This is a genomic window from Candidatus Cloacimonadaceae bacterium (genome assembly GCA_030693415.1).
Taxonomy (GTDB): Bacteria; Cloacimonadota; Cloacimonadia; order Cloacimonadales; family Cloacimonadaceae; genus JAUYAR01.
In genome coordinates, this window is sequence record JAUYAR010000081.1 from 1 (window position 1) to 12,900 (window position 12,900).

Sequence of the window (12,900 nt, forward strand, 5' to 3'; positions counted from 1 at the left end):
AACACGGCCTACGGGTCAATGGATGAAGTACAGAATGCCCTGATTGATAGCTTTGAATACCTGGACAACAACAAAGATATGGTTTCAAGACTGACCTATTTTAAGTGGATGAATTTGGATATATGAAAGCGAATTGGTATAAATCGAATAACGATCGGAGATTATGCTCGACTCTGCTCGGTAGCAAATCCCATTGAGATAAGGGAGGTTCACCCCTATCCTCACAAACGTGATAATAATCCTCTACATCGATAGTAAAAATCGATTTCAGTTTATCGCTCATAGTTTCAAACCTCGCTACTATGTTTGTTATTTCTTAACACCATTATGCAACACAAATCAATTTCAAAAACAATACAACATACTTTTAAGGCTATTAATTTCACCAGCAGATTTCCTGTCAATCGTTATATTGCTTTCACATGAAAATATGCAACTGAGACTGTTCAAAATCCCTAACGATACTTCCCTGCATTTATAGGCTTCATCGAGAAATAGTGGTCTGAGTGTTGCCATACATTGTTTTCACCGTTGCGCAGAGCTGGTCCCCGATTCGCAGCATCGGCATGCTGCGCTACAAACCGAGTGAAAAAATCCGGTTCCCCCTTAGCAATACGGAATCAATACGGACTCATTACGGACTAAGTCCGTATTGACTCCGTAATGCTAAGGAGGAAGCGCAGGATGCCGATCCTGCGGAGGGAGAAACCTATCAATCGGAATCATCGTTTTCGCAGCATCGGCATGCTGCGCTACATATTGATTGGGAAAGCCGTTATATCCTTGTGTCACTCCCACTTGGACAACAGATTCAGCGCGAGGGAAAATTGCTCCCGGTAACTGAGCTTTTTATCCAGATCGATGCTGATCTTCAAGCCCTTGGAGGTGTCGAAGCGCATGGGATGTGGAACCTTGGCGCCGAAGGCGAGCACGGATTCCTTGGGCGGCATTTTGTCCGCCTTGAATTCCAATGCGAGCGTGCCGGAGCGGACATAGCAGTTTTGCAGCTCGATCACTTTGGCTAAGATGTTGAGTTTGAAATACATCAGCAGCCAGTGGGCTGTTTCCGGAAGGGCTCCGAAGCGGTCGGTGAGTTCACGCTCCATGTCGTTCAGCTCCTCCAGATTCTCGAATTCGCTCAATCTGCGATAGATACGCAGACGCTGTTCGTCGTTGTCGATATATTCGGGTGGGAAATAGAGGTCGATTTCGGTTTTGAGCTGGCGTCTTGTCTGGGGGCTGTCGTCCTGATGCAAAAGTTCCGGGTCGCCGGTTTCCACCGCGGTGATCGCTTTTCCAAGGAGGGAGTTATAGTAGTTGAAACCGATGGATTGGATGATGCCGCTTTGCTTGGTGCCGAGGATGGCTCCCGCTCCGCGAAGTTCGAGATCGCGCAATGCGACCTGGAATCCGGCGCCGAGGAAGTCATATTGCGTGAGGGCTTCGAGGCGGTGACGGGCTTCCGTGGTGGTGCCCTTGGGAATCAAAAGATAGGCATAGGCGCGTCGGTTGCTGCGGCCGACCCGTCCGCGCATCTGATAAAGCTGTGCCAAGCCAAAAGTATCGGCGCGGTCGATGAGGATGGTATTGGCATTGGCGATGTCGATGCCGTTTTCGACGATGGTGGTGGAGATGAGCACCTGATAATCGCGGTTTATGAAGGCTTCCATCACGTGTTCGAGGTGCTTTTCCGGCATTTGGGCATGTCCGACCACAAAGCTGACCCCCGGCATCAGATTTCTCAATTCCATTGCTACGGTTTCGATGGTCTGGACGCGGTTGTGGATGAAAAAAACCTGTCCGCCGCGATCGATCTCGCGTCCGATGGCGTCTTTGATTACTTCCGTATCCCTCGGAGTAATGATCGTTCTGATCGGGAGGCGTTCCTTTGGGGAGGTCTGCATCAACGAAATTTCTTTCAGCTTTGCCAGTGCCATGTTCAGGGTGCGGGGAATGGGTGTGGCGGACATATAGAGGGTGTCCACGTTTGATTGCAGCTTGCGCAGCCGCTCTTTGTGGCGAACTCCGAAACGATGTTCCTCATCGATAATGAGCAGTCCGAGGCGGGAGAAATGCAGGTCCGAAGAAAGCAATCTGTGCGTGCCGATAGCGATGTCCACTTCTCCCGCGGCAATGCCGGCAATATCCTTTTTCAGCAGTAGTGGACTGCGAAAGCGGCTCAGCATGGCGATGCGGATGGGGTATTGAGCAAGCCTTTCGCGAAAAACACGCCAATGCTGTTCTGCCAAAAGGGTCGTGGGCACCAGAACCGCGCATTGATATCCGGAACAGACAGCTTTGAACGCAGCGCGGATCGCCACTTCCGTCTTGCCGAATCCGACGTCTCCACAGAGCAATCTTTCCATCGGAGCGGAAGCTTCCATATCGGCTTTCACCTCGTTTGTGGAGCGGGTTTGGTCGATCGTGTCTTCATAGATGAAGGATTCTTCGAGTTCACGCTGCCAGTCTCCATCCGCTTTGTGGGAGATTCCAACTCGTGAGGCTCGTTCTGCATAAAGCTTGACGATGTCCGCAGCGATGAGTTCGATTTGCTCGGTTGCCCGGCGTTTTGTGTTTTGCCATTTGTTGGAACCGATGCGGTGCAAAACAGGGCTGGCGCCTTCCTCCGCCACGTATTTGGAGACGAGGCGAAGCTGATGAGTGGGCACATAAACGCGATCGTCATTGGCATAGCGCAAAACCAGGCATTCGGTGTCCTGCCTGTCCAAACGGATGATCTTCAAGCCCTCAAAGACGCCGATGCCATGATCGACATGGACAACGTAATCGCCGGGTTTGAGGCTTTGATAATCCACGATCTCCTCGCCGGGAGCAAAGCGTGGGGCATAACGTTTGCGTTTGTATCGGTTGAAGATTTCGTGATCCGTCCACAGAGTGAGTCCTGCGTCCGTGACGCTGAAACCTTCATGCAGCACGCCGATGTGGTGTTCCGCCTTCACCTGGAAATCCGCTAAGAGTTGATCCATACGATTGCTCTGGCTGGGATTGTCGAAAAGCAGGATGCTGCGCTGATGAGCGTTTTGTTTCAGATGCGATGCCAATAGATCGAGATCGCCTCCGAAAGCAGGTTGGGGCGCGAAGGGGGCTTTGATGTTTTCGGTGGTAAAGGGGAGCACAAACTCGCTCTGGGAAAGAAACGCGCTACAGCTTTGTTTGATTAATTTGTAGAGATATTCCTCGCCTGCCATCAGGCGTTCAGGAGGGCTGAGCTTGGCTTTCGTCTTATGTTTCAGATCCTTTTGATACTGGCTGAGGATCTGTTCTCCGAGTTGCTGGACTTCTTCGAGGACATAACTAAAATTGCTCATCAGCACGAGCCGCTGATCGCTCTCAAAGTAATCCGCGAAAGTTTCCAGCTCCGGCAACAAAAGGCTGAGCTGGTTTTCAATACCTTCATAGAAGCCCTTGGTTTTGATCTTCGAGGAAAGGAGGCTGTGGTGGTCGATATCGTCCAGGCACAGTTCCCGGGCGGGGATAATAGTTACCTCATCCAGCTCGCCGGGTTCGGAACGTTGCGTGTTTGCCGAGAAAGTTCTCATAGACAAAATCTCGTCGCCAAAGAATTCTATCCGTACGGGTTTCAATAGCGGCGGAGAAAAGACATCCATGATGCCACCCCGCCGCGCCGCCTGATAGACTTTGCTCACCTGATACTCCATTTCATAGCCGCAGTTGTGCAGATCCTGCAAGAGTTTGTCCGGTGGATATTCCATTCCTGGTTTGAGATGGATGATATGTCTGGCGATGCTCTTTTTTGGGGGGATATACCGCAAAAGCGCGCGCACTGAAAGACTGTAGATGGCGGGAATTTCTCCCATGCAGTTGTATAGGCAGAGCATGCGAGTGGCGCGGATGGAGTAGTGAGGGGAGCGTTCTTCGTATGGGAGGATTTCGTAATCCGGCAAATAGTGGGCGTTCTCTCTTCCCACAATAGCGGAAAGGTCATCCCAGATGTCTTCAGCGATGATGTCGTCCTGAGAGACGATGAGGACGTTCTTTCCTGTGGATACCCAAAGGTGCGCTGCTACGAGGGCTCTGGCGCTTTGGTTCAAATGATGGATCTGGACTCTTTTACCTGCGGATAGATTCGCGGGGAGGCTTTGGAAAAATGGAGAGGTGGAGAGCTGGGCTTTGATCTGCGAATATAACATAAAGAATGCGCTTACATCGAATCGAATGGTTCGGTTTTTACGAAAGTGCCGATGATCTTGGCGAGCTTGCCTTTGAGAAAAGATATTGTGAGTCTGGCGTCTGAGCCCACTCCGTCCACGCTGAGGATCACGCCTTGTCCATATTCTTCATGCCAGATCTGCTGTCCGACGCGGTAGCTTTTGTCCTTTTCGGTGAAATCGGCTTTGCGCTTTGGTTTGGAACTGGGAGCCTGGGCAAATGCCGCTTTGTCCTGAGGATTGTCAAACAATGAGGAATCGATCTCCTGCAGGAACATACTGGGTTGGTTGTGGTTAAAAGTGTCATAGAGTCTGCGCGTGCGGGCATAACTGAGCTGCAAAACGCGCTTGGCACGGGTCACTCCCACATAGAGCAAGCGGCGCTCCTCCTCGATCTCGGTGCGGTTGCCCATGCACATTTTGTGGGGGAGCAAGCCATCTTCGAGCCCGACGATGAAGACGCACTCAAATTCCAGTCCCTTGGCATTGTGCATTGTCATCAGGCGCACGCTTTCGGCACCTTCGGCGACGAGATCCATATCCGTCTGCAATGCCACGTAGGGCAGGAAATCGGCAAGTAGCGGTGCGCGGGTATGATCCACAAGGTAGCGCTCCGTGAACTCACTGACGGAGCTGACAAATTCGATCAGGTTTTCCGCGCGGGCGATTTCTTTGGGATCCTTGCCTTTGCGGTATTGTTCCACGAGGTTCAGGTCTTCCATGATGCTTTTCACCAGTTCCAGCACGCTTTCGCTCTTCGAGGCTTCGCGCCAGGCAAGGAGCTTTTCGTGAAAATCTGAGACCTTCGTTTTGGCGGACTGGTTCAGTTCAGCGTTGCTATGAACGTTTTGGATACTGCGATCGAGACTGATGCGGTTTTTGTTTGCATAGGCGATCAGCCTGGAGATCGTTGTCTGTCCAATTCCGCGGGGAGGTTCGTTGATAATGCGCAGGAGGCTTTGAGTATCGCTCGGATTGGAGATCGCAGCCAGATAAGCGAGCAGATCCCTGATCTCCGTGCGTTGGTAGAAATGCAAGCTGCCGACGATGCTGTGCGGAATCTTGTGTTGGATGAAAGCATATTCGAAGACGCGGGATTGGGCATTGGTGCGGTATAGCACAGCCATCTGGTTCAGGGACAGACCCTTGCGCTGCAATTCGAGAATGCGTCTGGAGACGCGGCTTGCCTCGTCATTTTCGTCGGTATAGATATTGAGGATAGGAGCTTCACCTTCGCCGAGATCAGACCACAGGTCTTTTGTATGGCGGCGGCGATTGTTTTTGATGATCGCGTTAGCGAGCTGAAGGATGCGGGATGTGCTGCGATAATTTTGTTCCAGACGGATGGAGCAGACATTGGCATAGTCCCTTTCAAATTCGAGGATATTGCGGATTGTGGCGCCGCGAAAACTATAGATCGCCTGATCGTCGTCTCCCACCACGCATACTCTCTGATGCTCACGGGCGATCTGATGGACGATTTCAAATTGGGCATGGTTCGTATCCTGATATTCGTCGATCATCACATACTGAAACTGATGCTGATACTTTTGGCGGACGGCTTCGTTGGTGCGCAAGAGATGCGCAGTCCAGAGCAGAATATCGTCAAAATCAAGTGCCTGATTGACGAGTAGGCTCTGCTGATACAGCGTATAGATACGGATGATCTGATCGGTGTGCTGATCCGCATCCGCCACGGAGGAAGACCACTGCTCTTTGGGCAGGTTTGCCTGTCCGTGAATCACATCTTCGGGAAAGAGCAATCGTGTCTTATATTTGCCTATTTTTCCAAGCACATAGTTGATCGGCAGTTTCTTCGGATCGAAGCCGTGTTCCTTGTAAATCTTTTTCACAAGCGACTTCTGATCGTCGGTGTCATAGATTGAGAAGTTCGAATTGAAGGGTAAATGGGCATGCTCAATGCGCAGGATCCGCGAACAGACACTATGAAAAGTTCCCACCCAGAGCGTCCGAACCGGGAAATTGAGCAAGCCCTCGAGGCGCTCCTGAAGCTCGCGAGCGGCTTTGTTTGTAAAAGTGACGACCATGAGATTCCAAGGCGCAATGTTTTTCACTTTCAGCAAATATGCGCAGCGGTAGATGATGGATTTAGTTTTGCCGCTACCGGCTCCCGCGAGTACAAGCATCGCAGTATCGGTATCGGTGGCGACCCTTAGTTGTTGGGGGTTTAGCTCCCCCTCAAAACTGAAACTCATTGCTCAAACGTGAAGGCTCAGACCGGTACCCGAACGAAGGTCGGATGGCCGCTCCTGCCTTCCAACCTGTCTCCGGAATAGGTCTTGAAAGCTGAGACCTTGTAATAATAATCTCCGGGGGAAACGCTGTGCCAGGGTTTGGAACCATGCGTGCAAGTATTTGTGAAAACCGTGTCCACGACCGCGTAGGCTGAGTAGAATGCCAAGCCGCGATAGATGTAGTAACCTTCAGTATTTTGTGGGGAATTTAAGTCCCATGTGATATTGACAAATTTGGAGGACGCACCAACAGGGGATGGGGTGCACACGACGTTGGAAACAGTCTGTGGCACTTTGATATCGGGATTGCCAATGGGATCAAGCGGATTGGATCTCTTCAAGCCGCAGGACATCGTCAGCAACAGCCCAAGTATGAGTATGACAGCGATATATCTCATTTTCTCTCCCTCAAAACCGCATCTCAATCCCTTCAGGTTTGATCTGAACGGGAGATTTGGCATATTGATCGATGATCCTGCGCCAGACGGAGGCATTATAATCATCCGTGCTTTGGATCACATCAAAGATATTGTAACCCCAAACCAGCACCGCCACGCCGAGAAAGATCACCGAATATTGGCGTGGACCAACGGCGGCGTTGTAATAGGTCTCGATATCCTCCACTTGCGTGGCTTCCTCGTATTTGCGATGATAATAAACGCTGCGGTCAAAGAAAAAGAGCGATGTTCCGATCAGAAAGAGTTCAGTTCCCAGTATGATGGATCCTTTGATGTTGTTTTTGTTGGTAAATTGTCCCCAACCGGGGATGATTGCGGATTTGATGATGGTTCCACGGGGGGAATTGGCTTCCATTTCATAGAGCTGCAGCAGTTTCTGACGCTCCACCAGGTGATCGCGATAGTCGCGCCGTTCCAGATAATTGTTCCAGCCATATTTGGTGCTATCCGAAAACAGGGTGATGTCAAATCCCGTCTGAGCGGAGAGTCCCAACCAAAGCAGCAACAGCGTCAATGTCATAAGCGGGAGTTTTAATGTAATCATCGTCACCTCATCAGGTTTTCGGAGATTTTGTTGAGCGGCAGAATGCTGCGGTCACGCAGATTGATCTGCCACACATAGAAAAAAGTTTCACGGGGAGTGATCAGATCGTATCGGGCTTCATATTTATACTGACCGGAGGAGAGCAGTATCTTCCAACCGGAATCTCTGATCTCGCCGGCTTTGTAGCGGGTGAGCAGATCGCGTTTTTGATTCTGGATTCTGCTGTTCAGGATGCCGCCACGGTATTCGTTGATGATTTTCTGGGCAAAGGCAACCGGGGTTTTTTCCGCTTCCAGCAGGTTTTGCATCTGATTGCTTCGTTGACGGTATTCCGGTTTACTATCCAGTGAAAAAGCCTGTTGATAGAGCTTCAGGGCATCGGCAAGTTTGCCGGAGGCTTCAATTTTTTCGGCAGAATCAAAGATCTGTGCGGCACGGATGATATTTGCCCGGATGGTGTTCAGCCGTTCGATCGCTTGCACGGCAAGGGAATAATTTGGGATGATGTCGAAAGTCTTTTGATAATGAATCAGCGCGTTGTCAAAGTCCTTCTCCGCAAGCAGGGCGTCTCCTTTTTGAATGTATAAGCCGGCAATGTCCCGCAGGCGGCGGTCGATATCATTTTTCTTGGCGGGATTATATTGCACTGCGATGCGAAAAAAACGATCGGACTCAAAATAATCCTGTCCCGCGAGATGGTTTTCCGCTTGGGTAATATATGCATCGGAGATCATCACGTTGATGTCCTGCTCATCCACGACCGGGTATTTTGCAAGTTCAAACAGGATCTTCAGCCCTTCGCTGAAATATCCCGAATTGAAGAGCCGGCGGGTATAGGATATCCGGGGGGGAACGATGCGCGCCATAAACTTGCGGGCTGTCACCTCAAAGCTGTTATTGGGATGATCGTCAAAGAGGGAGGCATAATCCCGCCAGGCGGCTTCTTGGTCAACAAAAACGTCCATGTAGAGGGCGATCCTGCGATAAAGCATTTCCGGCACCAATGCCGAGGAAGGAATCTCCCTGAGGATGGAATTGATGTAGAGCAACGCAGTTTCGTGGCTTGAAGCGTTGGATGCTTGATCAGCAAGCAGTTTATAGACGTCCGCCAAGATCAGATCTGCTTCATCGGAATTTGAGAGTTTCAAAAAGCGAATGGTCAATGGCCAGTTGGAGCGTTGGCGGGCAAGCAGTGCCAGCTCATAATAACTTTGCGCGCGCATCATTTCCGCCCTCGTGGCGTTTGCACCGTTTTTACCCTTGGTGATGTAATCATCAAGCTCTTGTATCGCAGCGGCATAGCGTCGTTGCTCAAAATGTTCCGAGGCGCTGTTGAGACGGTTTATCTCACAGCCACTCAGAAATATAATTAGAGCGATGCCGGTCACAAGCAATTTCAATACATATCTCATTAATCTATGTAATATTCCTTATCTTCTTGGGCGCTTTCAAACATGGACAAGGGGTTGTCCCGCAGCCAATTTAGCAATTCATCGGACTGCCCGTGACTGAGCAGAACCCGTTTGATATTCTGATATTGGAGTTTCAATATCTGATCCGAGGAGGGATGCAAAGCATCGACGATCACACTGTGGGCTCCTTCAATAAAGCTCGCGATAGAATCCGTCGTGGCAATATCAGACGTATAGACCAATGTGCCATGATAGTCCTCGATGCGAAAGGCATAAGATCTCATCTGATTGGGCAGGGAATTGGCGTTGACGATCTCCTCATATCCGAGCAGGTGATCCGTCATGGCGGATGAGATATCGTCATGATGCAGTTCGATCTCAGTACAATCGTGAATCTGCAAAGGAAAGCTGAATTTCTGGGCAAAAGTGTAGAACATCTGCATGGCGTCCAACAGCGCGGCGGGACGCTCCGGCAAAAAGAGTTGCAGGGCTTTTTTACGCTGTTGCAGATAAAGCATTTGCAACACCATAAAAATGCCGGAGATGTGATCCGGATGATAATGGCTGATAAAGATGGCATCCAAAACGTCACCGTCCAAGCCATGCTTGAGCAACTGGTGGGAAGTCCCCTCTCCGCAATCGAAGAGCAGGTGTTTGCCGTTCACGCTCACATAGATGCAGCTTTGATGTGTGTTCAAATTTGGCATGCCGGGGCTCGAACCGAGGATGATAAATTTCATGCGTCACCTTCCTTTCTTTTCTGTTGGTTCTTGGTCACCACGATCGGGATCTGATCAAGCTTGCGGCCAAAGATCAGGAAAAAGCCGCCAAACATCACCGTTGTGATCAACAATAACTCGCGCGAGCCGATGATGAAGATTATCACCGCGGTGAGCGCGATCAGCACGTTGATGGTATAGACAATGAAAGCGGTCACTTTGATGGAGCCAAGAGCTGTGTGGATGCGATGGGTGGAATGGTCTTTACCGCCTTGCATCACGTGGCGTCCGTCGCGTTTGCGAGTATAGCTCACCAGCGCGATGTCAAAAATCGCATAGCTGAGCAGCAGCACCGGCATCAGGAAAAACATCTTGTCATTGTATCTATTACCGGCAAAACGCGCCATGAGAATGCCCATCGAGGAGAGAAAATAGCCGATAAACATCGATCCCGCGTCGCCTAAAAAAATCCTCGCGGGGTTGAAATTGTAGGGGAGAAAACCGAATACGGAACCGGCAAAGCTGAGCGATATCAATCCAATCAACGCCATCGCCTCTTGATTTGTCTGGGTGATATTGGTGAGGCTGAAAACAAAAAAACCGATTCCGAGTATGCCTGCCATGCCGCTCAGGATGCCATCCATATTGTCCAGATAATTCAGCGCGTTCATCAATCCGACCATCCATAACACCATCAATGGCAGGGAGATATAGATCGAGCCAAACATCAGTTTGAGCTCCGGCAGGGAGAAATTGCTGAGGATAAAGACCATGCTCACAAAGAACTGCCCAAACATCTTGATCATCGGACTAAGTGGTCGCCGGTCGTCGATCAGACCAATCATCATAATCAGAAAAGAGCCCAGCAGATAGCCGGTCATCGGTCTGTCAAAACTCCTGCCCGGCGAGATTGCCACATCGTAGATGCAAAGCAGGAAGAATCCGATAAAAACGCTCACGCCCCCCATCAGCGGGGTGGCTGAGAGATGCATTTTCCGGGCTTCCGGTCTGTCCACAAAGTTCATCGCCCGCGCCAGCTTGATGATAAAAGGCGTGAGCCCATAAACCAGCAACCAGGACATTATGAACACGCTCAGGTATTCATATATCCGATGTTCCATCCAGATAACTCCATTTTTCCATTTTATGCCATTCTGATAATGATATCTATTTTGTCAAAGGATAAATTGATTTTTCGGCATTTTCCTGTTATCTATCTGCTGTTGATTGATCTACGGACATCCTTCTCATTAAGTCATTTTCCGCCCGCGAATCTGATAGCGTGCATCACAAAGCCTGCGAAAGCCGAAAACTAACTCATAGAAAAAGGGCTACCGGCAAATCGCAATATCCAGCCCGATTTAGCTTGACATGAGATCAATCAACTGACAGATGTCCCGACAATAGAAAATGACCCAAGAAAGCATGGAAATACTATGATAACAAACCACAAAGTAATTACAGGTGATAGTCGCAATATGAGTTTGCTGAGAGATCAGTCGGTGCAATTGGTGGTTACTTCACCCCCATACTGGCAGCTCAAGGACTATGGCTCTGATCATCAAATCGGTTTTGATGAAGATTATGAAAGCTATATAAACAGCTTGAACAAGGTATGGATGGAATGTTATCGCATTTTACATAATGGTTGCAGATTGTGTATCAATATTGGGGATCAATTTGCCCGCTCAGTATATTATGGCAGATACAAAGTAATCCCTATTCGCACCGAGATCATAAAGTTTTGTGAAAGCCTAAGAATGGACTATATGGGAGCGATTATATGGCAAAAGCAAACAACCATGAACACCACGGGAGGTGGCTCTGTGATGGGAAGTTTCCCATACCCAAGAAATGGGATATTGAAAATTGACTACGAGTTTATTCTGATCTTCAAAAAATTGGGCGAAGCTCCGAAGCCAAACCCCGAGCAGAAACGAAAATCTGAACTATCCAAAGAAGAATGGAATAAATACTTTAGTGGTCACTGGAATTTCGGCGGCGCCAGACAGAATGAGCATATTGCCATGTTTCCGGAAGAGCTTCCCTTGCGGCTGATAAAGATGTTTAGCTTTTATGGAGAAACTGTTTGCGATCCCTTTTTAGGCAGCGGGACAACTACCTTGGCAGCTATGCATCTTGATCGCAATTCTGTCGGATACGAAATCAATCAAGATTACATCCCGGTAATTAAAAAGAAATTGTCCTTGTCGCAGATGGATTTGTTCTCCTGCCAAGTAGATTTCTACGAGGATAAATCAATAGAGACTCCTTCAATGTCTCTTTCTGAAATGCCTTATATATTCGTGGATCCCCACAAGGTAAACAAGAAAATGGACGTAAAGAAACTGACTTTTGGGTCAATTATTGACTCAAATCATACGGAACGGACTGAGTATTACAATGTCAAAGAGATTATCAATCCCATCATGCTGCAACTGAATAACGGACTGAAAATTCACTTGCTTGGGATTAAAGAAAATCCATCTCTAAAAGCGAGTGCGGTAGAATTTCTTCGTTTGAAACTGCACGGTCAACAAGTATTTCTCCGCTTTGACAGCACCAAGTATGACTCTAACAACAACTTGCTTTGCTACTTGTACCTAAAGAACAAGACTTTTCTAAACATTCACCTGCTGAAAGAAGGATTGGTAGAATTGGATGATACGTATCAGTTCAAGTATATAAATAAATTCAAAGAGGTTATCAATGAACGAATGGCATAAGGAAAAGGTTGGCGAAAACTACCGATATCACCGCGAAACACAAATAAACTATGGAACCAACCGATGGGGCTTGAACAAATCCTCAAGTATCGGAAAGACATCGGAACTAATCAGGAACTGTGCCCCAAAAGCTTATCAGGAATGGATTGATTACTATTTCCAAGATGCAGTTCAAAATAAACAAAATGGCATCAAGGTAACAAAAGAGTTTTTGGAGGAGCTCGGAAAAACGCTCTATATAAAACTAACCGAAGTTGTTCAAAAGGAACTCGAATTAATCACTCTTGATGAATGCATAGACTATGTATATAACCTTGTGATAAATCGCACTTTTGAAGGCTATCACACTGAGATTCAAACCATTTACGGAATCCTTGAAAAAGAATTATCCTGCGATATAAAACCCGCATTGGATGAATGGGATAGGACTTTTGGAGTGGATTTTTATATCGAAGCATCATCAGGATATCAAGCTGTATTCTCTAAATTGTTGTGCGGTAATTGCATGCACAAAGAGCGCTGTCCCGCAAAATATCGCAAACGGTTGGATGCTTATGTGTATAACATGCCTGACAAAGATGTGGCTAAAAGGATAA

The 12,900-nt window shown here is 48.5% G+C and carries 9 protein-coding genes; 2 read left to right on the forward strand and 7 right to left on the reverse strand.

The genetic code is table 11. The features are described from left to right. Nucleotides 1-788: 788 nt before the first annotated feature. From mfd to Q8M98_05080, 7 genes are read right to left on the reverse strand one after another with little or no spacing between them, the layout of a single operon-like run. Entirely contained in the window at nt 789-4,172 is a 3,384-nt protein-coding gene (gene mfd / locus Q8M98_05050) for a transcription-repair coupling factor (protein ID MDP3114129.1), read from the reverse strand. Between the two features lie 11 nt (nt 4,173-4,183). Beyond that, nucleotides 4,184-6,406: a UvrD-helicase domain-containing protein gene (locus Q8M98_05055; protein ID MDP3114130.1), complete on the reverse strand. Its 2,223-nt coding sequence runs from the start codon at nt 6,404-6,406 to the stop codon at nt 4,184-4,186. A gap of 17 nt (nt 6,407-6,423) precedes the next feature. Beyond that, complete coding sequence (locus Q8M98_05060; GenBank protein MDP3114131.1) at nt 6,424-6,843, reverse strand: hypothetical protein; 420 nt, start codon at nt 6,841-6,843, stop codon at nt 6,424-6,426. A gap of 10 nt (nt 6,844-6,853) precedes the next feature. Continuing rightward, nucleotides 6,854-7,447: a DUF5683 domain-containing protein gene (locus Q8M98_05065; GenBank protein ID MDP3114132.1), complete on the reverse strand. Its 594-nt coding sequence runs from the start codon at nt 7,445-7,447 to the stop codon at nt 6,854-6,856. A 2-nt stretch (nt 7,448-7,449) separates the two neighbouring features. Continuing rightward, a complete protein-coding gene (locus Q8M98_05070; GenBank protein ID MDP3114133.1) occupies nt 7,450-8,859 on the reverse strand; it encodes a hypothetical protein in 1,410 nt (469 codons plus the stop codon). Beyond that, a complete protein-coding gene (locus Q8M98_05075) occupies nt 8,859-9,599 on the reverse strand; it encodes a ribonuclease Z (protein ID MDP3114134.1) in 741 nt (246 codons plus the stop codon). The genes Q8M98_05070 and Q8M98_05075 overlap by 1 nt, the downstream gene beginning before the upstream one ends. Then, on the reverse strand, nt 9,596-10,699 hold the full coding sequence (locus Q8M98_05080) for an MraY family glycosyltransferase (GenBank protein ID MDP3114135.1): 1,104 nt from the start codon (nt 10,697-10,699) through the stop codon (nt 9,596-9,598). The genes Q8M98_05075 and Q8M98_05080 overlap by 4 nt, the downstream gene beginning before the upstream one ends. A gap of 315 nt (nt 10,700-11,014) precedes the next feature. Here Q8M98_05080 and Q8M98_05085 point away from each other — a divergent pair, with 315 nt between their 5' ends. After that, on the forward strand, nt 11,015-12,304 hold the full coding sequence (locus Q8M98_05085) for a DNA methyltransferase (protein ID MDP3114136.1): 1,290 nt from the start codon (nt 11,015-11,017) through the stop codon (nt 12,302-12,304). Continuing rightward, on the forward strand, nt 12,288-12,900 hold a 613-nt coding region (locus tag Q8M98_05090; protein ID MDP3114137.1), incomplete at its 3' end, for an MjaI family restriction endonuclease. The genes Q8M98_05085 and Q8M98_05090, both read left to right, overlap by 17 nt.

Bases quoted from the DNA above. Each gene is read 5' to 3' on its own strand.
- mfd (MDP3114129.1), bottom strand. From the start codon at position 4,172: ATGTTATATTCGCAGATCAAAGCCCAGCTCTCCACCTCTCCATTTTTC.
- Q8M98_05055 (MDP3114130.1), bottom strand. From the start codon at position 6,406: ATGAGTTTCAGTTTTGAGGGGGAGCTAAACCCCCAACAACTAAGGGTC.
- Q8M98_05060 (MDP3114131.1), bottom strand. From the start codon at position 6,843: ATGAGATATATCGCTGTCATACTCATACTTGGGCTGTTGCTGACGATG.
- Q8M98_05065 (MDP3114132.1), bottom strand. From the start codon at position 7,447: ATGATTACATTAAAACTCCCGCTTATGACATTGACGCTGTTGCTGCTT.
- Q8M98_05070 (MDP3114133.1), bottom strand. From the start codon at position 8,859: ATGAGATATGTATTGAAATTGCTTGTGACCGGCATCGCTCTAATTATA.
- Q8M98_05075 (MDP3114134.1), bottom strand. From the start codon at position 9,599: ATGAAATTTATCATCCTCGGTTCGAGCCCCGGCATGCCAAATTTGAAC.
- Q8M98_05080 (MDP3114135.1), bottom strand. From the start codon at position 10,699: ATGGAACATCGGATATATGAATACCTGAGCGTGTTCATAATGTCCTGG.
- Q8M98_05085 (MDP3114136.1), top strand. From the start codon at position 11,015: ATGATAACAAACCACAAAGTAATTACAGGTGATAGTCGCAATATGAGT.